The sequence below is a fragment of the Streptomyces sp. NPDC041068 genome (assembly GCF_040647455.1).
Taxonomy (GTDB): Bacteria; Actinomycetota; Actinomycetes; order Streptomycetales; family Streptomycetaceae; genus Streptomyces.
Map to the genome: position 1 here is coordinate 25882 of NZ_JBEZCG010000030.1, position 24237 is coordinate 50118.

General features: G+C 67.4%; 18 protein-coding genes, 2 tRNA genes and 1 pseudogene. 13 read left to right on the top strand and 8 right to left on the bottom strand.

Features of this window, described 5'->3' with window-relative positions:
• The first annotated feature begins 187 nt into the window (after positions 1–187).
• From gyrB to AB0B50_RS42185, 5 genes are all read left to right on the top strand, one after another.
• Positions 188–2245 carry a DNA topoisomerase (ATP-hydrolyzing) subunit B gene (gene gyrB, locus AB0B50_RS42165; RefSeq protein ID WP_362342579.1) on the top strand — a complete coding sequence of 686 codons (2058 nt, stop codon included), beginning with the start codon at positions 188–190 and terminating at the stop codon, positions 2243–2245.
• 42 nt (positions 2246–2287) lie between these two features.
• Entirely contained in the window at positions 2288–4891 is a 2604-nt protein-coding gene (gene gyrA, locus AB0B50_RS42170) for a DNA gyrase subunit A (protein WP_362342581.1), read from the top strand.
• Between the two features lie 18 nt (positions 4892–4909).
• Positions 4910–5620, top strand: a complete 711-nt coding sequence (locus tag AB0B50_RS42175; protein ID WP_362342584.1) for a DUF3566 domain-containing protein — start codon at positions 4910–4912, stop codon at positions 5618–5620.
• A 121-nt stretch (positions 5621–5741) separates the two neighbouring features.
• Positions 5742–5818 (top strand) — tRNA-Ile (locus AB0B50_RS42180).
• A gap of 210 nt (positions 5819–6028) precedes the next feature.
• The gene (locus AB0B50_RS42185) at positions 6029–6439 is read left to right on the top strand and encodes a hypothetical protein (protein ID WP_362342586.1); all 411 of its coding nucleotides are present in this window, start codon (positions 6029–6031) and stop codon (positions 6437–6439) included.
• 149 nt (positions 6440–6588) lie between these two features.
• Here the strand turns inward: AB0B50_RS42185 and AB0B50_RS42190 are convergent, their stop codons facing one another.
• Positions 6589–6918: a DUF6344 domain-containing protein gene (locus AB0B50_RS42190; protein ID WP_362342589.1), complete on the bottom strand. Its 330-nt coding sequence runs from the start codon at positions 6916–6918 to the stop codon at positions 6589–6591.
• Positions 6919–7231: 313 nt separating this feature from the next.
• On the opposite strand from AB0B50_RS42190, the gene AB0B50_RS42195 reads away from it, so the two are divergent.
• A complete protein-coding gene (locus AB0B50_RS42195) occupies positions 7232–7360 on the top strand; it encodes a DLW-39 family protein (protein ID WP_003999697.1) in 129 nt (42 codons plus the stop codon).
• Positions 7361–7676: 316 nt separating this feature from the next.
• Entirely contained in the window at positions 7677–9056 is a 1380-nt protein-coding gene (locus tag AB0B50_RS42200) for a hypothetical protein (RefSeq protein WP_362342592.1), read from the top strand.
• 21 nt (positions 9057–9077) lie between these two features.
• On the opposite strand, the gene AB0B50_RS42205 is transcribed toward AB0B50_RS42200, so the two are convergent.
• Both AB0B50_RS42205 and AB0B50_RS42210 read right to left on the bottom strand, forming a co-directional pair.
• Positions 9078–10463, bottom strand: coding sequence for a serine/threonine-protein kinase (locus tag AB0B50_RS42205; protein ID WP_362342595.1), 1386 nt, complete (start codon positions 10461–10463; stop codon positions 9078–9080).
• Positions 10464–10517: 54 nt separating this feature from the next.
• Positions 10518–11066, bottom strand: coding sequence for a DNA-binding protein (locus AB0B50_RS42210; RefSeq protein WP_362342598.1), 549 nt, complete (start codon positions 11064–11066; stop codon positions 10518–10520).
• A gap of 182 nt (positions 11067–11248) precedes the next feature.
• On the opposite strand from AB0B50_RS42210, the gene AB0B50_RS42215 reads away from it, so the two are divergent.
• The 3 genes from AB0B50_RS42215 to AB0B50_RS42225 all read left to right on the top strand — a co-directional run bounded on the left by AB0B50_RS42215 (position 11249) and on the right by AB0B50_RS42225 (position 13289).
• A tRNA-Ala gene (locus AB0B50_RS42215) sits at positions 11249–11321 on the top strand.
• 103 nt (positions 11322–11424) lie between these two features.
• Complete coding sequence (locus tag AB0B50_RS42220) at positions 11425–11622, top strand: hypothetical protein (RefSeq protein WP_362342601.1); 198 nt, start codon at positions 11425–11427, stop codon at positions 11620–11622.
• A 23-nt stretch (positions 11623–11645) separates the two neighbouring features.
• Complete coding sequence (locus AB0B50_RS42225; RefSeq protein ID WP_362342604.1) at positions 11646–13289, top strand: site-specific integrase; 1644 nt, start codon at positions 11646–11648, stop codon at positions 13287–13289.
• 1142 nt (positions 13290–14431) lie between these two features.
• On the opposite strand, the gene AB0B50_RS42230 is transcribed toward AB0B50_RS42225, so the two are convergent.
• The 3 genes and pseudogenes from AB0B50_RS42230 to AB0B50_RS42240 form a co-directional block, all read right to left on the bottom strand.
• Positions 14432–15013: a hypothetical protein gene (locus AB0B50_RS42230; RefSeq protein ID WP_362342607.1), complete on the bottom strand. Its 582-nt coding sequence runs from the start codon at positions 15011–15013 to the stop codon at positions 14432–14434.
• Between the two features lie 80 nt (positions 15014–15093).
• Positions 15094–18396 carry an RHS repeat-associated core domain-containing protein gene (locus AB0B50_RS42235; RefSeq protein ID WP_362342610.1) on the bottom strand — a complete coding sequence of 1101 codons (3303 nt, stop codon included), beginning with the start codon at positions 18394–18396 and terminating at the stop codon, positions 15094–15096.
• A gap of 745 nt (positions 18397–19141) precedes the next feature.
• Positions 19142–19279 (bottom strand): annotated as a pseudogene (locus tag AB0B50_RS42240) (response regulator); the annotation flags it as partial.
• Positions 19280–19679: 400 nt separating this feature from the next.
• Between AB0B50_RS42240 and AB0B50_RS42245 the strand changes: the two are divergent.
• A complete protein-coding gene (locus AB0B50_RS42245) occupies positions 19680–20483 on the top strand; it encodes a HEAT repeat domain-containing protein (RefSeq protein ID WP_362342612.1) in 804 nt (267 codons plus the stop codon).
• 587 nt (positions 20484–21070) lie between these two features.
• Here the strand turns inward: AB0B50_RS42245 and AB0B50_RS42250 are convergent.
• Positions 21071–21784: a DUF5324 family protein gene (locus AB0B50_RS42250; protein ID WP_362342615.1), complete on the bottom strand. Its 714-nt coding sequence runs from the start codon at positions 21782–21784 to the stop codon at positions 21071–21073.
• A gap of 322 nt (positions 21785–22106) precedes the next feature.
• Between AB0B50_RS42250 and AB0B50_RS42255 the strand changes: the two genes are divergently transcribed.
• Together AB0B50_RS42255 and AB0B50_RS42260 are read left to right on the top strand one after the other, a co-directional pair.
• A complete protein-coding gene (locus tag AB0B50_RS42255; RefSeq protein ID WP_362342618.1) occupies positions 22107–22640 on the top strand; it encodes a peptidylprolyl isomerase in 534 nt (177 codons plus the stop codon).
• Between the two features lie 116 nt (positions 22641–22756).
• Positions 22757–23653, top strand: a complete 897-nt coding sequence (locus AB0B50_RS42260) for a rhomboid family intramembrane serine protease (RefSeq protein WP_362342621.1) — start codon at positions 22757–22759, stop codon at positions 23651–23653.
• A 260-nt stretch (positions 23654–23913) separates the two neighbouring features.
• Here AB0B50_RS42260 and crgA read toward each other — a convergent pair whose 3' ends face one another.
• Positions 23914–24171 (bottom strand): cell division protein CrgA, encoded by a 258-nt coding sequence (gene crgA / locus AB0B50_RS42265; protein ID WP_055701380.1) that lies wholly within the window; start codon positions 24169–24171, stop codon positions 23914–23916.
• Between the last annotated feature and the right edge of the window lie 66 nt (positions 24172–24237).

Sequence of the window (24237 nt, forward strand, 5' to 3'; positions counted from 1 at the left end):
CATATGGGGAGTCGGCCGAGGCCGGTTCAGGGCGGCACATGCGGACTCAGGTACCGGCAAACCCCCATCACTGTCAGCGCTACCGGTAGACTGGAAGCTAATCCCGCCCCACTTGTGGGACGCACCGAGCAACGCTGACTATCGCTGAACGACGCAGCCGCTCCGGCCACCGCCGGGAGCTTGGCTTGTGCTGTGCCAGAAAGGGCGCTTCGTGGCCGATTCCGGCAACCCCAACGAGAACATCCCGTCCACCGACGCCGGCGAGAACGAGGCAAACGCCTCGTACGACGCCAGCGCCATCACCGTCCTCGAGGGTCTGGACGCGGTTCGCAAGCGACCCGGCATGTACATCGGCTCGACCGGTGAGCGAGGCCTGCACCACCTGGTGCAGGAGGTCGTCGACAACTCCGTCGACGAGGCCCTGGCCGGACACGCGGACACGATCGACGTCACGATCCTCGCCGACGGCGGCGTGCGCGTGATCGACAACGGCCGTGGCATCCCCGTCGACATCCACCCCGTGGAGAAGAAGCCGGCCGTCGAGGTCGTGCTGACCGTGCTGCACGCGGGCGGCAAGTTCGGCGGCGGTGGCTACGCCGTCTCCGGTGGTCTGCACGGCGTCGGCGTCTCCGTCGTGAACGCCCTGTCGACGAAGGTCTCGGTCGAGATCAAGCGCGACGGCTACCGCTGGACCCAGGACTACAAGCTGGGTGTGCCGACGGCCCCGCTCGCCAAGCACGAGCAGGTCGAGGACTCGGGTACCACGGTCACCTTCTGGGCCGACCCGGACGTCTTCGAGACGACCGAGTACTCCTTCGAGACGCTGGCGCGGCGCTTCCAGGAGATGGCGTTCCTCAACAAGGGTTTGACGATCAAACTCACTGATGAGCGCGAGTCGGCGAAGGCCGTGGCGGGCGCGGACACGGCCGAGGCGGCCGACGACGAGGTCCGCACGGTGACGTACCACTACGAAGGCGGCATCGTCGACTTCGTGAAGTACCTCAACTCCCGCAAGGGCGAGGTCGTCCACCCGACCGTCATCGACGTCGAGGCCGAGGACAAGGAGCGCCTCCTCTCGGCCGAGATCGCGATGCAGTGGAACTCGCAGTACAGCGAGGGTGTGTACTCCTTCGCGAACACGATCCACACGCACGAGGGCGGTACGCACGAAGAGGGCTTCAGGGCCGCGCTGACGGGTCTGGTCAACCGCTACGCGCGCGACAAGAAGCTGCTGCGCGAGAAGGACGACAACCTCACGGGTGAGGACATCCGCGAGGGTCTGACCGCGATCATCTCGGTGAAGCTGGGCGAGCCGCAGTTCGAGGGCCAGACGAAGACCAAGCTGGGCAACACCGAGGCGAAGACCTTCGTCCAGAAGGTCGTGCACGAGCACCTCACGGACTGGTTCGACCGCAACCCGAACGAGGCCGCGGACATCATCCGCAAGGGCATCCAGGCCGCCACGGCCCGCGTCGCCGCACGCAAGGCACGCGACCTGACCCGCCGCAAGGGCCTCCTGGAGACGGCGTCCCTGCCCGGCAAGCTCTCCGACTGCCAGTCGAACGACCCGACGAAGTGCGAGATCTTCATCGTCGAGGGTGACTCCGCAGGTGGTTCGGCGAAGTCCGGCCGCGACCCGATGTACCAGGCGATCCTGCCGATCCGAGGCAAGATCCTGAACGTCGAGAAGGCGCGCGTCGACAAGATCCTGCACAACCAGGAGGTCCAGGCCCTCATCTCGGCCTTCGGCACCGGTGTGCACGAGGACTTCGACATCGAGAAGCTCCGCTACCACAAGATCATCTTGATGGCGGACGCCGACGTCGACGGCCAGCACATCAACACGCTGCTCCTGACCTTCCTGTTCCGCTTCATGCGGCCGCTGGTCGAGGCCGGTCACGTCTACCTGTCGCGTCCGCCGCTCTACAAGATCAAGTGGACCCGCGACGACTTCCAGTACGCGTACTCGGACCGCGAGCGCGACGCCCTGATCGAGCTGGGCCGCCAGTCCGGCAAGCGCATCAAGGACGACTCGGTCCAGCGCTTCAAGGGTCTCGGCGAGATGAACGCCGAGGAGCTGCGCGTCACGACGATGGACCAGGAACACCGCGTTCTCGGCCAGGTGACCCTGGACGACGCGGCGCAGGCCGACGACCTGTTCTCGGTGCTGATGGGAGAGGACGTCGAGGCACGGCGCTCGTTCATTCAGCGCAATGCCAAGGACGTTCGCTTCCTCGACATCTGAGTCGGCCGTACAAGCCGCACCTCGAAAGGACTTTGACCAGCAATGGCCGACGAGAACACCCCTGTGACGCCCGAAGAGGAACCCGCCGTTCCCGGTGTGGGCATGCGTGTCGAGCCCGTCGGGCTCGAGACGGAGATGCAGCGCTCCTACCTCGACTACGCGATGTCCGTCATCGTGTCCCGCGCGCTGCCCGACGTACGTGACGGTCTCAAGCCTGTGCACCGCCGCGTCCTGTACGCGATGTACGACGGCGGCTACCGCCCCGAGAAGGGCTTCTACAAGTGCGCCCGCGTCGTCGGTGACGTCATGGGTACGTACCACCCGCACGGCGACACCTCGATCTACGACGCCCTGGTGCGCCTCGCCCAGCCGTGGTCGATGCGGATGCCGCTCGTCGACTCGAACGGCAACTTCGGCTCTCCGGGCAACGACCCGGCGGCCGCCATGCGCTACACCGAGTGCAAGATGGCGCCGCTGGCCATGGAGATGGTCCGTGACATCGACGAGGAGACCGTCGACTTCACGGACAACTACGACGGCCGCAACCAGGAGCCGACGGTCCTGCCGGCGCGCTTCCCGAACCTGCTGATCAACGGCTCCGCGGGCATCGCGGTCGGCATGGCCACCAACATCCCGCCGCACAACCTCCGCGAGGTCGCGGCGGGCGCGCAGTGGGCGCTCGAGCACCCGGACGCCTCGCACGAGGAACTGCTCGACGCCCTCATCGAGCGCATCAAGGGCCCGGACTTCCCGACCGGCGCCCTCGTGGTGGGCCGCAAGGGCATCGAGGAGGCCTACCGCACGGGCCGTGGCTCCATCACGATGCGCGCGGTCGTCGCGGTCGAGGAGATCCAGAACCGCCAGTGCCTGGTGGTCACCGAACTCCCGTACCAGACCAACCCCGACAACCTCGCGCAGAAGATCGCCGACCTGGTGAAGGACGGCAAGGTCGGCGGCATCGCCGACGTCCGCGACGAGTCGTCCTCGCGCACCGGCCAGCGCCTGGTCATCGTCCTGAAGCGGGACGCGGTCGCCAAGGTCGTGCTGAACAACCTCTACAAGCACACCGACCTGCAGTCGAACTTCAGCGCCAACATGCTGGCCCTGGTCGACGGCGTGCCGCGCACTCTCTCGCTGGACGCGTTCATCCGCCACTGGGTGACGCACCAGATCGAGGTCATCGTCCGGCGTACGAAGTTCCGGCTGCGCAAGGCCGAGGAGCGGGCCCACATCCTGCGCGGCCTGCTCAAGGCCCTGGACGCCATCGACGAGGTCATCGCGCTCATCCGCGGCAGCCAGACCGTCGACATCGCGCGCGAGGGCCTCATGGGCCTCCTGTCGATCGACGAGATCCAGGCCAACGCCATCCTCGAGATGCAGCTGCGCCGGCTCGCCGCCCTGGAGCGTCAGAAGATCGTCGCCGAGCACGACGAACTCCAGGCGAAGATCAACGAGTACAACTCGATCCTGGCCTCGCCCGCGAAGCAGCGCCAGATCATCAGCGAAGAGCTCGCGGTGATCGTCGAGAAGTTCGGCGAGGACCGTCGCTCCGCCCTTGTGCCCTTCGACGGCGACATGTCCATGGAGGACCTGATCGCCGAAGAGGACATCGTCGTCACCATCACGCGCGGCGGCTACATCAAGCGCACCAAGACGGAGGACTACCGCTCGCAGAAGCGCGGCGGCAAGGGCGTTCGCGGTACGAAGCTGAAGCAGGACGACATCGTCGACCACTTCTTCGTGTCGACGACGCACCACTGGTTGCTGTTCTTCACCAACAAGGGCCGTGTCTACCGCGCCAAGGCGTACGAACTGCCCGATGCCGGACGCGACGCCCGCGGCCAGCACGTGGCGAACCTCCTCGCCTTCCAGCCGGACGAGCAGATCGCCGAGATCCTCGCGATCCGTGACTACGAAGCGGCGCCTTATCTGATCCTCGCCACCAAGGGCGGCCTCGTAAAGAAGACCCCCCTCAAGGACTACGACTCGCCCCGTTCGGGTGGCGTCATCGCCATCAACCTCCGTGAGACGGAGGACGGTTCGGACGACGAGCTGATCGGCGCCGAGCTGGTCTCGGCCGAGGACGACCTGCTGCTCATCAGCAAGAAGGCCCAGTCGATCAGGTTCACCGCAACGGACGACGCGCTGCGCCCGATGGGCCGCGCCACTTCGGGCGTCAAGGGCATGAGTTTCCGCGACGGCGACGAACTGCTCTCGATGAATGTTGTCCGTCCCGGTACGTTCGTCTTCACCGCCACCGACGGTGGGTACGCGAAGCGGACTGCCGTCGACGAGTACCGCGTTCAGGGTCGCGGTGGCCTCGGCATCAAGGCCGCCAAGATCGTGGAGGACCGCGGCTCGCTCGTCGGCGCGCTGGTGGTCGAGGAGACCGACGAGATCCTCGCCATCACGCTGTCCGGCGGTGTGATTCGTACGCGAGTCAACGAGGTCAGGGAGACGGGCCGTGACACCATGGGCGTCCAACTGATCAACCTGGGCAAGCGCGATGCCGTGGTCGGTATCGCTCGTAACGCCGAGGCCGGACGAGAGGCCGAGGAAGTCGATGGCGATGTCGTCGTCGACGAATCGGACGCCGCCGAGCCGGCCGTCGGTACGGACGAGGGAACGGACTCCTCGGCCGAGTAGCGCGAGGAGTGAGTCATCGTGAGTGGAGCCACGGGCGCCGGGGCGAAGAGGACCGGCACTACCGGCACAGACGGTGCCCGTGGCTCCGCCACTGATGCACACGACTCTCATGAGTCTCATGGATCCCAGGGGGGGACTGTGACGGACACCCGAGGGCCAGGGACTTCTGGTCAGGCTTCTGGCCAGTACGACGCCGCGTACAAGGGCGGCAAGGGCGCGCAGGGCGGCGGGGCGCTGCCCGGGGAGCGTCAGCCTCAGCAGCAGGGTTCTCAGCCGTACCACCCGCCGCAGGCCTATCAGCAGGGCTCCCAGACGGGCTCTGTGCGTCGGCCGCGCACCGGGGCGCGCACGACGCCGCGTACGCGCAAGGCGCGGCTGCGGGTGGCCAAGGCCGACCCGTGGTCGGTGATGAAGGTCAGCTTCCTGCTCTCCATCGCGCTCGGCATCTGCACGATCGTCGCGGCGGCCGTCCTGTGGATGGTCATGGACGCGATGGGCGTCTTCTCGACGGTCGGTGGCACGATCTCCGAGGCGACGGGCTCGAACGAGTCCAACGGCTTCGACCTGCAGTCCTTCCTGTCGCTGCCGCGCGTCCTGATGTTCACGTCGATCATCGCGGTCATCGACGTCGTCCTGGCGACGGCGCTGGCGACGCTCGGCGCCTTCATCTACAACCTCTCCGCGGGTTTCGTGGGCGGCGTCGAGCTCACCCTGGCCGAGGACGAGTGACCCCTGCTTTCCCAGGGGCTTCGGTGCGGGGTTCCCCGCGCGCGGGTATCGATTTTGGGACTGGCCCCCAGGTGCGCTAATCTTCAGAGGTCAGCGCGCGGGACACACACCGAAGCGCGGCGGGGCTATAGCTCAGTTGGTTAGAGCGCATCCCTGATAAGGATGAGGCCACAGGTTCAAATCCTGTTAGCCCCACCAGCACGAAGACCCCCGGTCCACTTGGGCCGGGGGTCTTCGTCGTCTTGGGGCGCTGTGTCGTCATGGGGCATCGCGTCGTCTTGGGGTGCCGTGCTCGATCCTGTGTCTCAATCTGCGACTCCCGTGGTACGCCGCCGCCATCCCGGAACCGACTCCCGCGACTGCGAAGATCAGTGTCCGCACCGCGGCTCCCCCGGCGGTGAGCGAGTCGTGCTGTACGTACTCACCGGCGAGCGTGCGTGTCACAGGTATGGGGTGACCGTCCCGGCCGTCCTCGGAGTCCACCTCCGCGTGTTCGTCGACCGTGTCATCGCTGTTGGAGCGGAAGGTGCCCAGGCAGACGCGTTTGTCTCCACTGCGGGCTGCGGATCTCGTCTCGCAGCGATCGACCCACAGGTTTCCGGTCGACGTGCCTGCGCCGAGGGCGGCTACCAGTTCGAGAGCGCCGAACACGACGGAACCCCCGAGCATCAGCAGGGCGGCCGCGAGATAAGCGGTGGCGTACAGAGCACGCCGACGTCGCGACGGCGCACGTCTTGCGGCGCGACGGTTCACGTGCGCTCTCCTGAGATCTTCCTGGCAGCCGGGTCGGCCGAGAAGATCAAGGACGACAAATGCTGATAACGCCTGATCAGATCATCGCAGGCCGACGATGAGCTGGGACTATCGGGCGGCATCGGTAGCTGCCGTCGCAAGAAGACCCCCGGCCGGTGGCGGCTGGGGGTCTTCTGAAGGCGGGGAGGGCGTGTGCCCTGGTGTGGGGGCCGGGGTTACGGCTCCGCGGCGAGCCCTGGCTCCTGGGCGGTGTTCTCAGCCTCGGCTTCCGTGTCCGTCGGGGGCAGGTGCCGGCAGCTGGGGGACGAGCCATGGGCCTCGGCCCGGATGCGCTGTTTCATCGTCGGGGGCAAGGACCGTTCGTACGCCGCCGACCAGAAGGCCATGGCCTGCGCGGGCGCGCTCGCCGTGGCGTTGCGTGTGTTCGTGGTCTCCTGCGTCGCCGTGGCCGCGGTGGCCGTCGTGGTGAGCCCCAGCGCCGCGAAGAGCGCGAGGAAGGCGGTGACGATCGTGGTCCACAGCTTCATGGCCTTGTTGCCGGTCATGGCCCCTCAATTCAGGTTGGGCGATTTGCGTACTTTCCTCATGATGTGTATGCGGGGCCGAGAGTGGTGGACCGACGCACGCGCCGCGTCGATGTTCAGATGAACACCACCCGGATGGCCCCAAGAGCCCCGAGAAAGGGGCAAGAGCGGCGAAAGTCACAGTGGGCGGGATCGGCACGGAGGATCCGCGTCCGGTTCGACTGCTGTGCGCGGGGCGGGAGTTGGGGTGGATCCAGGTCACCGATCGATATCGATCGGTGTGTATAGTCGGGCGCCAGAAGTCCCCTACGTCAAGGAAAGACGAGGTCGCGCGGTGAAGAAGCTTCTCCTGGTCGCACTGGCCGCCATCGGCGGGCTCCTCGTGTACCGCCAGATCCAGGCGGATCGCGCCGAGCAGGATCTGTGGACGGAGGCGACTGACTCCGTGCCCACGGGTTCGTGAGTATCGACAGCAGTCACTTCACAGGCCCCGGTCGCTTTTGCGGCCGGGGCTTTGTGTTGCCCTCCTTGTGTCGCTCCGGAGCACAGTCTTCGCGTACGTAAATTTCTTGCTTGCGTAAGCGAATGTGGATGGCGGTGCGATGGCGCGGTTGCGTCGGTGGCGGGTTCGCGGTGGTGTTCGCGCGGTGCCGGGCGGGCAGGACGGTCGGGACGGGTGGGACGTCTGGGTTCGCGACGAGGGGTGGCGCGTGATGAGGCGGCGGCTGGGTGGGGGCCGGGGAGCGCGGAGACGGGGCCGTGGCCGGGCCGTGCCGGTCGTGGTGGCCGCACTGTGCGTGGTGGCGGCGCTTCCGGGCCGGGCCGGGGCCGCGGGGACGCCCAGTCCGTATGCCTTCGCCGAAGGCGCTGAGACGGTCGACGGCACGACGAGCAATGTCGAGGGGCACCGGCTCAGCCCCGGGAAGACGTACAAAAGCTCTCTCCCGCGCGTGGGGCAGCGTTTTTACCGCCTGGAGCTCACGGCCGAGGAGAGCGCGTACGTCTCGGTGACCGCCGTCCCGAAGCCAGGCACCAAGGTGACGTACGCCGACGGAGTCGAGGTGTCCGTGCAGGACGCGGACGGCAACAACTGCAGTCCCCTGGAGGCGCAGGAGGCGCGGTACGGCTCTTCGGAGAGCCCTCGTCCCATCACGGCCACGGCGGCACGCAGGGTCGGTCCCGACGAGAAGAGCTGCGAGGGAGCCGGCACCTACTACGTGGCCGTCGAGCGGATCGGTGACTCGGCGGCCGCCAGGGACAACTGGGACCTGGAACTTCACGTCGCGTCAGAACCCGCTCTGCGGGCGGACGGTGGGACGGCGCCGCCGAGGTCGTGGGACTCGTCGACGCCTGTGCCGCCGTCGGGCGAGCGGAAGCCGCGTGAGGGCGGCACGAGCTTCAACAGGGCGCGAGGGCTTGAGAGCGGGGTATGGGGGGCCGCGATCGAGTCCGGGGAGACCCTCTTCTACCGCGTGCCGGTGGACTGGGGGCAGCGGCTCTCGGTCGCCGCGGAGCTCGGCAGTTCGGGCGGGGGCGGTGAGCGGGGCGGTGCGGGACGCGGTAGCGCGCGTGGCACGGGCTATGTCTCGTCCGCGCTGGTCATGTCGCTGTACAACCCCGTGCGTGCGCATGTCGACGACGCGGACACGGCGTACGACGGCAAGCAGAAGTCGGCGGTGATGGATCCGCTGCCGCCCGTCGCGTACGAGAATCGCTTCGCCCTCACCGACGAGGTGGCCGCGATGCGGTTCGCCGGCTGGTACTACCTGTCGGTCCACCTCAGCCCGGAAGTCGCCGAGAAGCTCGGTGCGGGGCCGCTGGAACTGACGCTGCGTGTGGATGTGGACGGGTCGCCGAAGCCGGGGCCCGCGTACGCGGGATCGCCTCGGCCCGCCGACGAGTTCGGAGTGACGGAGCGGGACACGGCGGCCGCGAAGCGAGGAGAGACGCCCGCCGGGAGCGGTGCGGGGGGCGTCGACGAGGCGATGGTGGTGCTTGCCGCCGGTGGGATCGGGACCGGTGTGGTGCTGCTGGGGATCCTCGGTGTGTGGACGCTGGTCGCGCGGCGGAGGGCGGCGGTCGCGGCTTCGGCCGCCGTGGTGCCTGGGCCTGCGGCCGAGCATGCGCCTGCGGAGTTCGGGCCGCCGCGGGGTTGGTGAAGGGCCGGCGAGGGCCCGCAGTCAGATCCGGGTCAGCGCCCAGGTGCCGATCGCGAGGCAGATCAACGCGATGAGCAGCATCGGGACCGCGACCTTCGCGGGCGGTCCGGGGCGCCTTGGCGGGGCGGGGAATGCCATGGCGTGGGGCTGGGGAACTGTTTGGTTCTGGGGTGGAACCTGAGCGGCCTGAGCGGTGTATGGATAAGTAGGAGCGTGGCTGCGGTGCACCGCGGACGTCACGGCTTGTGCGGGGTCGGGAGTGGGTGCCTGCGGGGGCGCCGGAGTGGGCGTGGGGGGAGTGGACGGCTGAGGCGGCTGCAGGGGCGGAGGCAGGTGGAAGCTGCCCGTCTCCGAGGCGACGGACGGGAGGGGATCGGATGGCGTGGGTGTGGACGTCGGAGTGGGAGTTGGAGCCGGAGTCGGTGCCGGAGTGGGGGACCGAGTCCATAGCGAGGGGTCGGTGGGGGTCTCCGGCCTTGCGGTAGGGCGCATGTGACCCGAGGCCGGGCCCGGCCTCGGTGCGGATGCGAGAGGGCCGTCGGGGCCGAATCCGGTGGGCAGCGGGGCGAGTTGGTCGAAGATCTCGATGAGCTCGTCGTCGGGCCCCGGCTCGGGCAGCATCTCGGCAGCCGAGGCCAGCGCCTTGCGCGCGCCCGTGGCGGTGCGGAAGCGCGTCTGGGGGTCCGGCTGGAGGAGGGTGGCGATGACCTGCCAGAGGGGCTCGGGCATGCCTCGTGGGGCGCGTGGCGTGCCGTGCTCGGCGAAGTGTTCGATCAGCGCCCTGGCGTCCGGCTTGGCGCCCTCCAGGAGATACAGGGCGACCAGGCCGACGGCGAAGAGGTCGGCGGTGAAGTCCGGTTCGGCGCCCAGCATTTGTTCGGGGGCGAAGTAGCCGGGAGTGCCCACCACATAGTCGGTCTCGGTGAGCCGGGGCTCGCCCTTGCGCATCGAGATACCGAAGTCGGACAGGCGCAGATGAGGGCGCCCGGCGCCGGTGGCTTCCAACAGGATGTTGCCCGGCTTGATGTCGCGGTGGACGACGCCTTCGGCGTGGACGGCCGCGAGGCCGGAGAGCAACTGGTCGAGGAGGGTGCAGACGAAGCGGGGCGGCAGTGGGCCGTAGTCCCCGATCACATGAGCCAGCGAGCCGCCGCCGACCAGGTCCATGGTGAACAGGACCTTGTCGTCGTCGGCGGCCCAGCTGGCGGGCGCGAGCACGTGGGGGTGGTCGATCCGTAAGGCCTGTTCTCGTACGAACCTCAACAGGGCGTGTGCGTCGCTCTGTTGGAGGACCTTGGCGGCCACATACCGGTGGCGGCGGCGGTCCCAGGCACGCCAGACCGCTCCGACTCCCCCGTGTCCGATCGGGTCGACCAGTTCGTACCGACCGGCGAAGACCTCACCCATGGTCGCGCTCGCTCCCCTTCCGGGCCGCGTGGCGGCCCGGTCGACGGCTCAGGCTCAGCTCTGGTGCGCCTCGTAGTGGGCGACCGCGTCCGCGGTGCGCCCGGCGCCGTACACCCGGAGGAACTCTGCCAGTTCCGGATGGGTGGGGGCGAGGGAGTCGGCGGCATCGATGATGTCGCCGGCCGCCGCGACGGAGCGCAGCAGCGACTGGATCTCGCGCACCACGCGCTTGACCGTGGGGGCGCCCGAACTGGTCGCCGTCTGTGAGGTGTTGGTGAGGACGGAGCCGCCCTGGGACTTCTTGATCTCGTCCATGCGTTCGGTGGCCTCGGCGGCGCTCACGCTGCCGTCCGCGACCTGGCCGGCCAGTTCCTGGAGGAGCTGGACGCGCTGGACGACCGCGGGGTTTCCGATCTTGGCACGCTGACCGCTCATCAGCTGGGACAGCATGGGCGCGGACAGGCCGAGGACCCCGGCGAGGCGCGCCTGGTTCAGGCCCAGATCATCGATGAGGCGACGGAAGAGCGCCCCCAGCGGCTCCCCGTACCAATTCCGCTGGAGCTCCCGTGCTCTCGCGGTGGTGTCTTGCTGTGCGGCGTCCATTGCGTCTCCCCATCGCTTCCCCTAAGACCGCGGTTCGCTGCCGCGAACCACGTCGAGCATCTTACGGAGCGTGGTCGTGGACCGGGACCCCCAATCCTTTTGCGAGATCCGGGGGGTGACCCGGTACTCTGGTCTGCGATGCACGCCGGGACGTGATTCTTCCGGTCCGACGTATCACCCGCGGGGCCTTAGCTCAGTTGGTAGAGCGCTGTCTTTGCATGGCAGATGTCAGGGGTTCGACTCCCCTAGGCTCCACATCCGGAGAGGCCCTCTGACCAGCGGAAACGCTGGTCAGAGGGCCTCTCCGTGTTTATGACGTCAACACAGTGTCAACACCGACCTGCCGTACGGTCCCCTCGTGGCATCGATCAAGATGCGGAACAAAAAGGACGGCACGGCGAGCTTCACCGTGCTGTGGCGGGCTGGCGGCGCGCGAGACGCCAAGCAGGAGTCGGAGGTTTTCAGCGATGAGACCGCCGCCGAGCGCTGCAAGGAACTGGTGAACGGACACGGCCAGCAGTGGCCGCCCCGCGGGTGCGAGGTCAGGGATTCATAGCGGACCAGCGCAGGCCGGGCACGATGTTCGAACCCTTGGCCCTCGCCTGCGTGGACCGGTTCACCGGTATCCAGGGCGATACGCGCGCAAAGTACAAGAAAGACGTTCTGGACAACATGGTCCCCTGGTTCGGCCCCTACTCCGTAGAGGACGGTGAGGGGAGCATCCTCCGCTCCATGGTTCAGGACTGGGTCAACGACATGGAGGCCGGGCGCCTTGCTCCGCTCGACCCTCGCGACCGGAATCCCCGGACCGCGTACAAGCCGAAGACCATCCACAACAAGTACGGCCTGCTCTCGGCGATCTTGCAGTCCGCCGTCGATGCAGAACCGTCACTGCGGGCGTCTAACCCCTGTGGGCAGACGCGCCTCCCCCGGCTCGACGGAACCGAGGACGAGGAAGAGATGGTCTTCCTCGAACGCGAGGAGTGGGCATGGCTGCACGAGTGCCTCGCCGACGATGCCAAGGAACTCGGCGAGACGATCGCCGAGACTGGCTTCCGGTGGGGCGATGCCACCGCACTCCAGCCCCGCGACCTGCGACGCCGCAACGGCAGACCCGCCATCCGAGTCCAGAGGTCCTGGAAGAAGGACGAGGACGGCAAGTCCATACTCGGCCCGCCCAAGACCCGGAAGTCCCGCCGGACCGTCGTCATTACCCACAAGCTTGACCGGATGCTGCGGCGTCGTGCCAAGGGCCTGGCGAAGGACGACCTGATATTCACCGGCCCTGAAGGGGGTGAGTGGGACCCGGGCACCTTCCGCCGTCTGCGCTGGATACCCGCGATCGAGCTGGCCGCGGAGAAGTACGGGCTCATCAAGCGACCGCGTATCCACGACCTCCGTCACTCCCACGCGTCCTGGCTCATGGCCGCAAAGGTGCCTCTGCCGGCCATCCAGGGACGGCTTGGCCACGAGTCCATCACCGCCACTGTGGACCGATACGGACACCTCCTGGACGCGCTGGACGACGAGGTCATGGCCGCAGTCGAATGGGCCATGGACCCGAACGCACCGCTGCCCGGATTCCTCGAACACTCCGGCCTGGCGTCCGCGACGGACGGACTGACCAACGTGCCGCGCCAGATGTCCGGCCTGGCTCAAGAAGCCTGGAAGGACGCGAGCAGCATGGTGCAGTACGGCGCGGAGGACGACAGCGAGACGGTCTTCGTGGTCACCGTCGACGGTCGCGATGTGCCCTTCGCGGACCGCCAGCACGCTCAGGACGTCGCCGACCAGTGGAACGGCGACCACGCAGACGAGATCGACGCCATGCGTGCAGACGGCTGGTCCGAGGACAAGATCACGCGACGTGGAGCCATCGGCCCGGAGGAACGCGAGCAGTGGTCCGGTGGCGGACCGGTCTGGACACGGATGCCAGACCGGGAGTTCGTACACACCGCCCTGGCGTCGTACGACCCCGACGGTGCCCTCTCCTACGAGTCTCTTCCGGTGACGAGCCGGTGGGCGTGGGAATTCGAGCCCGACAGCTTCACCACGAAGGCCGCCGAGTTCCGGACCGAGTTCCGGCCCGGCGGCACCACGGAGGCTCACGCCCGCGGAATCAACAGAGCCGCCGTGACTAGGGCCTTCGAGCAGGCACGCGCGGATGCTCTGGCGGTCTGCTCGCAGAACCCGAACCTCGACTCAGTAGGCGCCCAGGCATGACCCGCGGCGTGCCACGATGGAGCCGCACAGCGAAATCTGCGAGGGAGGGATCACCAGTGACAGAGCCCGTTCCCAGCACCGTCGTCCCCAACGACGTCGTCCGTCGTCTGACTGCGATGCCCCAAGGCGTTGACGAGACGCGCGAGGTGATTCGGGCCCGGCACGCGATCATCCTCATGGCGCAGAAGGCGTACGGTCCGGCAACCTCCCCTCAGTAACCCGCGCCGCACTGGTCCCCAGCAAGCCAGTCGCGATGCGCGTCAGGCCGCTGCCGATGCCAGCCTCGGTCGCCAACGTCATCATGCGCCCGTACCTGGACGCTCGCCCCCTCCCGCAGCACGTCTCCGAGCAATTGACCGGCTCCGCCTTTGGCCGGACTCCGACATCACGAAGCTGATGCACACGTCAGGCCCGTTCCTCGGAGGAGCGGACCTTCGTGCGTTGCCTGCTTCACCGGCCGCAGTGCGGGCACCGGCCACTCGGGCGGCCGCGGCGAAGCTGCACCCGGCGGCGACTCCGATTCCGAGGATGGCGCCGCTGTGCTGTGTGATCCAGACGATGACGGGTCTTGGGGGAACCGTCCGCTCACGCATCGCTCACGCAGTCGGCTGGCGTGACCAGCTGACTGCCCTCGGAGCTCCCGCTGCTCGTCCTTCGGACCGCCACCCTGCGCATACCTCATGACACTCTGGCTCGGGCATGGCGCTCCTCTTTCGCAATGCTAGTCAGGCGGAGGCCGGGGGCCGGTTCCGCAAACTCGTCATCGATGTCTTCTCTGTGGCGGGCTTCACAGCACCGCGCGTGTTCCCGGCAGTGGCTTCGTCGGGGGGGGGCACGCCGGGTGACGGAGTGCCGGTGTTCTGTGGCTGGTCTCGTCGCCACCTGCCTCAGCGCACTGCGCTCGGTGCCGACGCCACCGTGCGGTCGATCGGCGTCGCCACCCTCAGCTTCTTATCCCGCAGCGACGTCAGCTGGGCCGCCGGTACTGCGCCCGCGAGCAGTGCTCCCGGGACCCGGGAGCACTGCTCGCCACGGCATCGCCTGACTCAGTGGGTGAAGGGCTATTCGTCAGGGGCGAGGCTAGGACTAGGGCCGCCGTGTCACACTCTCGCGCTGGAGTAGCCCCTGGCTGTGGGGGCGGATCACAGTGGGGGCGGTGGGGGAAGCGGAGGCTCGTCAGGTCGGCGTGACGTGCCGAGAGCCGTCACAAACTGGGCTGTTGCCGTTCTACGTCGTGGCGTTACACCGAGCCCTATCTTCGAGCCATGGCTCTTGACAGTCAGGAGCCGTCCGTCCGCCCGGAGTTCGGCAGAACTCTTGCCTCGGTCGGCTACCCACAGCACACCTGTGGGGATGTCGAGGACCCTATTGTGCGCGAGCACCAGGACCTGGCGCTCAGTGAGGACGACGAAGCAGCCGCGAACCGTCCGCCACGGCAGTGCGGTGCGGGGACGCCGGGCCGGGAACACCACAACCGGGGATTCACCCTCGTTGAGAAGCTCCTGTACTCGTCTGCTGTTCTTCCATGACAGCCCGCTGTAGGAGATGGTCCACCACGCCGCGATCAGAAGCGCATAAACAACGAGACCATCGCCGGCGCCTACGGTGTGCACGAACAACACGGCAGTCAGCGGAAAGCAGGCCCACAGAGCGACGATCAGCATCAGTCGCTTCCAAACTGCCTTAGGTGTTACCTGACGTACGCGCGTATCGATGTCGTCCAACGTGCCACTCCCAAGATGCTGCCACTATGGGCGAGGTGGCAGGACGAGGTCCTGCCACCTCAAGAGTCCAGGACTGGCGCCTACCTGAACACGTGGTTGAGTCCGAACCTGAAGCCGGTCGTGCCGAGTCCCCCGAATATGGTGCCGTTGAGGAACGCATCCTGCCGGTCGGCGTTGTCGCCGCCACCCAGAGCGGATCCGATGGACGCTCCGGACCCGGTACTCAGGCCGACGATCACCGCTCCTCCGATGATGCAGCCGACCGTGGCGGCCGTGCAGACGGCTGCTGCCGCAAAGCCGCCTACCACACCGCCGATCGCTCCACCGAGCCCTTCAGTGAGGTCGGAGAATCCCCACAGGCCAGTGGGATCGATGATGTTGGTGGGGTCGCCGGAGGCGTAGAGGTACGGGTTGGTTTCGAGCCCGGCCGGGTCGGGCTGAGTGAAGCGTCCGGTGCGCGGGTCCATGTACCGGGCAGACAGGTGGTAGAGCCCGGTCGGGTCCTGGTAACCGGCGGCGAACCGGTAGGGCTGGGGGACCTTCTCGTTGATGTTCCGGGTGACGCCGCGCGGGCTGTAGTCGTAGGTGTTGACCTTCTCGCCTTGGTCGTTGACGACGGCTCGGGTGGATCCGATGGCGTCGGTGAGGTAGTAGTACGTGCTCTGCGTCCTCAACGGGCTCTCTGTACGGAACGAGTTGAGGTTGCCGCCCGGTTCGCGGGTGAAGCTCATGTCCATCCCGGCCGTGGTCTTGGCAGAGAGGCCGACCGGGCCGTGGTGGAAGGTGGTGTCGCCGAACTGGGTGCGTTCGGACTGGTCGGTGGAGGCGTAGCGTCCCTTGAACTCCTGGCCGCCCTGGGTGATTGAGGTGAGCTGGGAGAAGTCGTTCCACTGACCGCCGGTGCGGGTGGTCTCGGGGGTCGGGGCGGCCGCGGTCTCGTTGCCGGCCTTGTCGTAGGACCAGCCGCTGGTGTCACCGTTCTTGCCGGTGAGCTGGGAGGCGTCATTGTAGGTGTAGGTGGTGCCGCCGGGGCAGCCCGCCTTGACGCCCTGGGAGGTGAGGTTGCCCGTCTTGTCGTAGCAGTACAGCCAACTGTCGTTGACCGTCGACCCCTTGGTTTCGTTGGTGAAGGTCAGGCGGCCGGCGGAGTTGTAGGTGTAGGTGCGCTTCAGGCTCGCAACGGCGTCGGTCTCGGTGCGAATCTGGGTGCCGTCCTTGGTGGTGCCGCCGCTGGTGTACGCGTAGTCGTAGGCGAGGTCGACCAGGGTGCCGGACGGTGAGGTCGCCTTGATGCGCTTGGCGCGGTTGGCCTTGTCCGGGGTGATGGTCTCGACGGTGCCGCCGGGGAAGCTGGTCTTGGTGCGGAAGTCGTTCGCGTTGTACTCGTAGCCGGTCTTCTTGCCTTGGGCGTCGGTGAGGGTTTCGAGCTTGTTGACCTTGTTGTACGTGTACTTCACCGTGCCGGACGGATCGCTGTACGTCTCGACGTTGCCCTCGGGGTAATAGGTGAGGACGGTCTGCGAGCCGTCCTGCAGGGTGCGGATCGTCTCCCGGCTCAGCGGGTCGAAGTCGTACTTGGTGACACCCGTGGCGTCCGAGCGTTGCCTGAGGTTGCCGTCACCGTCCCACTCGTAGGTGACGGTCATGTTCGTGCTGGAAACTTTCTTGATCCGGTCCCGGTTGTCGTACACGTAGACCGTCTTGATGCCACGGCCGTCGACGCTGGTCTCCGGGCGACCGAGGCCGTCGTAGGTGTACGTGGTCGCACCCATCGGGTTCGGCGGGGTGACCTTGGACAGATTGCCCTTGGCATCGTAAGTGGACTTCGTCGCCTTGCCGTTGGCGTCCTTGACCTCGCAGCGCTGTCCCTCGAAGCCGCCGCAGGTAGGGGACTTGGGGTTGTAGGTGAAGGTGCGGGTGCCGCCATCGGCCCCGGCGACGGTCTCCTTGGTGGTGTTGCCCGCGTCGTCGTAGTCGTAGTCGACCATGACGCCGTCGGCGGACGTGATCTTGCCGGGGACGTCCGCGCCGGCGATGGTCTTGTAGCCGGTGAGCGTGGAGGTGGCGCCGGTGGGCAGCTTGGCGGAGGTGGGGTTGGAGCGGGTGTCCCAGCCGTACGCGGTGACGTTGCCCGGGGTACCACCCACGCCCATGGCGTCCACGGCCGTCTCAAGGTTGAGGTTGGCGTCGTAGGTGCGCTCGCGGTTGCGGCCCAGCGCGTCGGTGACCTTGGTGATCTCACCGTCGGCGGCGTGCGCGTAGGTGGTGGTGTTCCCCGCCGGGTCGGTGACCTTGGTCGTGCCCGCCCTGCCCTCTCCGGCGGTGTACGTGTAGAGGTACGTCGGTCCGGTCTCGCCGGAGCCGTCGAAATGGGTGGCTCGCTTCATCGAGGTGACGCGGTTGTCGCTGTCGTAGGTGAAGACGGTCACCCGGCCTTCCGGGGTGGTGATCTTCGTCAGGCGGCGACTGGTGTCGTAGCCGAAGTGGGTGGCCTTGCCCTCGGTGTCGGTGACCTTCGCCAGGTCACCGGCCGGGTTCAGGTCGTAGACGGCGGTGCGGCCGGTGTTGTCCTTGGCCTGCCATTGCGAGGCGTCGGTCTTGACCAGGTCGACGAAGCGGCCGGAGCGGGACTCGGTGAGCTTGAAGCCCTTGTGCTCACTGCCCGCATCGTGCTGCTCGACCAGGACGTGCCCGCCGTTGCGGTCGGACATCTTCACCAGCGTGCCGGAGGCACTGTAGGTGTCCTTGCCGCCGGAGCCGCGTTCGGTGACCGTGTACTCGCCGTTGGCCGTCTTCTTCAGGTCCAGGCGGTAGCCCTTGGGGGTGCTGTAGGTGCCGTCTGCCTTCTTGGTGAAGGTGACCGCCCCGCCCGTGGCGTCGTACAGCACGACCTGGCCGTCCTCGACCTGCAGGTAACGCTCGTAGTTGGCCCACCAGCGCTGCGACACCTTCCCCCACGGCGCGTCCAGGGAGTTGTAGGTGCGGGTCAGCTGCAGGGAGTTGCCGACCCCGGCGACCTGGAAGTCGGTGGCGGCAAGCATCAGGTTGCCGGTGGAGTAATTGATCCGGGCCACCAGGGAGTCGGTGACCCGGACATCGGATATCTGGTGCCAGGGCACGTCCCCCTGCCCCTTGGGCACCACCGCGGCCACGGCCTTCGCGGCGGGCTCCCGCTTCCCGGTCGCGGTGCGGGCGCGCTCCTCCTGCGCCTTGCGCCATGCCGCCACCTGGCCCGAGACCTCTTCACCTACGGAGTCCGGGGCCTTGGTCTTACCGACCTTCACCGGCGGCATCTCCGCCTTGGCGCCGCCCTTGCCCCAAGCGGAGGAGGAGGGGCCTGTGGGCTCGGGCTGAGCCATGGCCGCCGGGACCACTCCGGCCATGAGTGCCACGCTGACCGAAGCCGCCACGGCGATGCGTCTCGCGCGAACCTGCGTGCGTCTGTGCGCTGTTCCTGTGGTGCGTGAAGACATGCTTCTCCTCAGGAAGACAGAGCCCAGTGACCCCCACGGTCACTGGGCTCTCGCACGCTAGGCAGCACCACACGGATATCGCACAGCCTTTCCCGCCGGTTGCCCTGCCTTTCAGCCCTGATCTTTACCGCGAAAGCGACAAGTGGCCCGCCGCCCGACGCGCGTAGATGCCTGGTTGCTCACAGACCAGCAGTGGTTGCTCCCAGGAGCTTTGACTTGAAATCAGCCCCATCGCCCCATGACCACCACTCACCGAGGTACGCACGTGTGCGGCTGAACGATGCGACTACCGGTACAGGAAGCGGGACTCGACCTCAGAGGAGCGGAGTTGATCCATCTTGAGGATGGGAGAACGCGCTGTTCCGGCTGGCCCCTGTGCCAGTGATCACGCACGTGGCCTGTAGGGAGGAGTAGCTGCCCAGGGCGCACGCCGAGGTTGCTGTCTCGCGATGATGAGATGCTCCAGGAGCCCAAGGAGTTCGCGGCGAGTGTGAACCGCGTCTACCTGTCGGCAGAGACCAAAGGGGACCCTACTTCTCTGGCTCGCATACGAGTTGGTCGCTTTGGTTGTTGACAGGATTGCTCTGCCCCGCGGCACCCACCAGCTGACCGGCAGCAAGGCCCCGCGTGACGCTAGGCGCGGAGGTGTCGGTGCGTCGGCGACGCCGAGCATGAAGGCCGCGGAGATCAGATCGCGGTTCATACCGAAGCCCGTCAGCAGCAGGACGGGGATGTACTGCGTCTGTTCCAGGCGCCGCATGTAGCGCATGATGTCCAGGCCGCCGGAGCCGGGCGTGTGCCGCTACCGACCTCGACGGCCGCCGCTGGCGCCCCCGAGTACCGAAGGTCCGCGTCAACTGGGGCGGCATGCGCAGCCGCCTGCGGAACAGCATCGGCGGACGGGCCCTTCGCAAAGTCAAGCGCGTGGGCTCCCGGACCTGGCTGAGGGCGGGAGTGAGGTACTCACGGACCGTTTCGTACTGGTCTCCCCGCGGGCGGCACTGCAGGGTGAAGGCTTCATCGGAACTCGCTAAGTACGGGTGGAAGTTCGGCCAGCACGCCGGATGGACCACAGGCATGCGGACAGGTGGCTCCATCGCCGGCTGGCTCTCCGGACGTTTCCGCCGATGATGAGAGCGCAGAGTGGAAGGCACAAAGAGGGAAACGATGGGAAAGACAGGCGGAGCCCTCACTTGATCACTGGAGTCGAGGACGCACAGAGGACGCTCGGGAGTGAGAGCTCCCCGGAGTCCTACATCGAAGCCCTGCTGTATCTGTACCGGCTTGGGCCCGAGGCCGACGACACGGTGATGGGCTTCATCCGCCGGATGGGCCGGGCCCACGGCAAGGAGCACGACGTCGTCAGCCACGGCACAGCTATCAGGATCGCCGCCGAGTTCCACCCCGACCGTGACCCGTCCCCCTTCATGGACTTCCTCTTCGCACCCCCTCCCCGAAGCCGCATCGCACGGCTCGTGCTGCGACGATGGAGCTTGGCATGGGTCTACCCGGACGTAGTGCCGGGCGGTTCCGGATGGGGGTACACGCGGCTGCGCCGCCTGGACCCGCCCCCAGTGGAGCGGTACGCCCAGCGTCTGACCGTCTCCGACAACAGAGTCCGGACGTTCGCGACCGCTGCGCTGGGAGACACCGCCGATCTAGCCGCTATGAGCCCGCTGACCACCGCGCTTGAGGACGGCGACGCCAACGTCCGAGGCAGTGCCGCAGCCGCCATCCGCCGCTTGCGGCATGCCGGGGCAGCCGCCTGGCTCGGCGGGCAACCGGCCGAGACCCGGCTGATCGGTCTTCTGCAGGACCCCAAGCGCCGCGTCCGCCACGTGGCCGCGCAGAGCCTGGTCCTCCTCGACCGCGCCGATGCGGTGCGCGACGCAGTCAGCACAGCAGATCCCCTGGACGCCGAAGCCTTCGGTGACTTCCTGAAAGGAAAGGTCAAGCCACTGGGTCAGACATGGCCTGGAGACACAACGCAGCTGTGAACACGCAAGTCATGAGAGGCCTCGCAGCGGAGACCATTCCCTAACCCCTGTGAGCGGCTCCCGCAGCCGATCATGCCGCGGTCGACGCGACTTCAGGGGTAGGGGGACGCGTCGCGATACCAGCCAGCAGTGAGGGGTTCGCTGCGGGGGACATGGACGTTTGTCGCCTCCCAGCAGGTCGTCAGCTCCACCGTTGTCGAACCCTGGCACGCTCTACGAGCGTGCTTGCATCCTGGATCTGGACGAGCTGCCTCGGTTTGAGCCCGACCAGTGCAAACTCTGTGACGGATAGCTCTGAGGCCGGTCTGAACAGGCGTATTCGCTCTGTGGATCAACCATCCGCAAACGTCGGCGGGCGCGTGCGCACGTGTGCGCACGCGCCCGGGGCAGAGCCGGATCGAGGCGGATCGAGCCGGATGGAAACAGGGGTGTTTGTCCCGGTTCTTTGATAAAACCGCAGCTCAGAACGGTAACGATTTCGGGTTCGACTCCCCTGGGCTCCACAGTAAGGAACCCCCCCCTGACCTGGGAAGACAGGCCAGAGGGGGTTCCTTGTTTCACGTGAAACGAGGTCGGGCCCCGGTGGGTCAGCTGCGTTCGTCGCGGTCCGCTGCCTCGGCTTCGGCCTGCTTGGCCTGGACCTCGGGGTCGAGGGATGCCTGGCCGCTGCCGTCGACGGAGGTCAGTGGCGTGCGGTCCGGGACCTCTGTGGCCGCGGGGGGCTCGACCAGCCAGTCGGGGTTGGCCTGCTTGTCCCACCACTTCCAGGCGGCGATGGCGCCTCCCGCGAGGATGCCGATCACGGCGAGCCTCTTGGCGAGGCGACCCGCCCTGGCGCGCCGCTTGTGCTTGCGGGCCAGGCGCTGGATCTCCTGCGGCGAGACCTGACCGCGCAGCGCGGCGAGGGCCGCCGTGCCACGGGACGCGGCCTCCTCGCGGACCGGCTGAGCGGCGGCGACCGCGTGCTCGATGCGGGGCTTGGAGTAGTCGGCGGCCTGTCGGGCAGCCTTGCGGGTGCGGGCGGCGGCCTCGTGCGCGGCTTGGTCGACCTTCGGCGGCACGTGCGTACGCGCCTGCTCGACGCGCGGGGCGACATGCGTGCCGTACTGGGAGCGTGCTTGCTCGGCGGCCTGATGCGCGGCCTGTGACACCTTGGGGGCCAGCCGTGTGCGCACCTCGTGCGCATAGTGGGCGGCCTGGTCCTTGGCCGTGCCGGCATAGGGGGCCACCGCCTCCGCGGCGTGCCGGACGCTGTCCTTCGCCGAGCCGGTCGCGGCGCGCACGCTGTCGATGCGGGTCACGGGATCCTCCTCCTCGGTGGCGTATAGGTATGTCACCTTTCCACCCTTTCAGGGATCATGCCTTCCGGATCGCTCCGAGGCATGCGAGGGCGGGCATCCGGGTCACGACAAATACGGACTCCGGCCGATCTGTGATCAAGGCAAATCTCCGCTCGGCATGATCGATCGGATGCTTCCGTTCAATTCGATCGAATCGGTGCAAGAAGAGCTCTCGGCCGACAATGCCACGGATCGCTTCGGCGCGCGCCTACTCGGTGGCTACTCGTCGCAATCCGGTCCGTGCGAGGATCGGGGTGTCACAGAAGACAACGGAAGGCAGATCGTGGCTGAGCAGCTTTACGCCACCCTGAAGACCAACCAGGGCGACATCGAGGTCCGGCTTCTGCCGAATCACGCGCCCAAGACGGTCAAGAACTTTGTGGAGCTCGCCCAGGGCGAGCGCGAGTGGGTTAACCCGCAGACCGGCAAGAAGACCACGGAACGGCTCTACGACGGCACGGTCTTCCACCGGGTGATCAGCGGCTTCATGATCCAGGGTGGTGACCCGCTGGGCAACGGCACGGGCGGCCCGGGCTACGAGTTCGAGGACGAGTTCCACCCGGACCTCGCCTTCGACAAGCCGTACCTGCTGGCGATGGCCAACGCCGGTCCGGGCACGAACGGCTCGCAGTTCTTCGTGACTGTGTCGCCGACCGCGTGGCTGACCCGCAAGCACACGATCTTCGGCGAGGTCACCAACGACGCCAGCAAGAAGGTCGTGGACGCCATCGCGACCACGCAGACCAACCCGCGCACCGACCGTCCGGTCAACGACGTGGTCATCGAGTCCGTGGTCATCGAGACCCGCGACGCCTGACCTGCGCGTATCCGCGAGGGAACCAAACCGCCCCGCCCGTCCGTAAAGGAAGGGCGGGGCGGTGCGTTGCCACGTGTGCCGTCACAGTGCCTTCGTACGGAGATTGAGGGGACCCCATGGACCAGGCGCCAGGCAGCCCGCAGGAGCCGCAGGGGGCGTCGGGCCTGCCCGGCTGCTACCGGCATCCGGACCGTGAGACCGGCATCACCTGCACGCGCTGCGAGCGACCCATCTGTCCCGAGTGCATGATCAGTGCCTCGGTCGGCTTCCAGTGCCCGGACTGTGTCCGTGGCGGCTCGGGCACCGGTCACACGCCGGCGGCCACCCAGCCGCGCACGATCGCGGGCGGCACGATCACCTCCGACCCACGGCTGGTCACCAAGATCCTGGTCGGGCTGAATCTCGCTCTGTTCCTGGTGCAGCTGACGGTCGGGGACCGCTTCACCGACCAGTACGACCTGCTCGGGCGGGCCTTCGTGCCGGAGCTCGGCTCGGTCGAGGGAGTCGCCGAAGGGCAGTGGTATCGCCTGGTGACGGCGATGTTCCTGCACAGCAGCATCATGCACATCGCCCTGAACATGCTCAGCCTGTGGTGGATCGGCGGCCCGCTCGAAGCGGCGCTCGGCCGCGCCCGCTTCCTCGCGCTGTACATGGCCTCGGGCCTCGCGGGCAGTGCGCTGACCTATCTCCTCGAAGAGCCGTACCAGCCCTCGCTCGGAGCGTCCGGCGCGATCTTCGGTCTGTTCGGCGCGACTGCCATCCTGATGCGGCGCCTGAACTACGACATGCGGCCGGTGATCGCGCTTCTGGCGATCAACCTGGTCATCACGGCCTTCTGGCCCAACATCGCATGGCAGGCCCACATCGGTGGTCTGGTGGGCGGCGTCATCGTCGGCTATGCGATGGTGCACGCGCCCCGTGAGCGGCGGAGCCTCATCCAGTACGGCAGCTGTGCGCTGGTGCTCGTCGCGGCTGTGGTCATGGTCGTCATCAGGACCGGGCAGCTCACCTGACGTACTCGCGTTGTCCACAGCGTGTGCCGGATCTTGTGCAAGCCGTGGGGAACAACCGTGCCCCTCGTCGCTGACCTGGGTTTCCCCAGGAAGGACAAGGGGCGCGGGGCGAACAGAGATCCGGTGGACCAGTCACACCGGCGTCAACCGTCTGAGAGTTATCCACAGATCTTCAGACCTTTTCCCCATGTGGATAGCGCTGTGGATAACTCAGGGCAAGGCTTGTGCGCGGAGCGCCTGGGTGCTCCACGCCGTGGGGCCTACTTCCACTGCGTGGAGACGCCGAATCCCGCCGCGATGAAGCCGAAGCCGACCACGATGTTCCAGTTGCCCAGCGGGTCGATCGGCAGCTTTCCGTCCGTGACATAGAAGACGACGATCCAGGCGAGGCCGATGATGAACATCGCCAGCATCACCGGCGCCACCCAGCTGCGGTTGGTCAGCTTGATGTTCGTCGCCTTCTTCGAGGGCGGCGGCGTGTAGTCGTCTGCCTTCTTGCGGATACGTGACTTCGGCACGAGGGTCTCTCCTGTCGATGCGCTGCGTGGCCGCGCAGGTAACTGTGGTCTGGCGCCGGGCGGGAC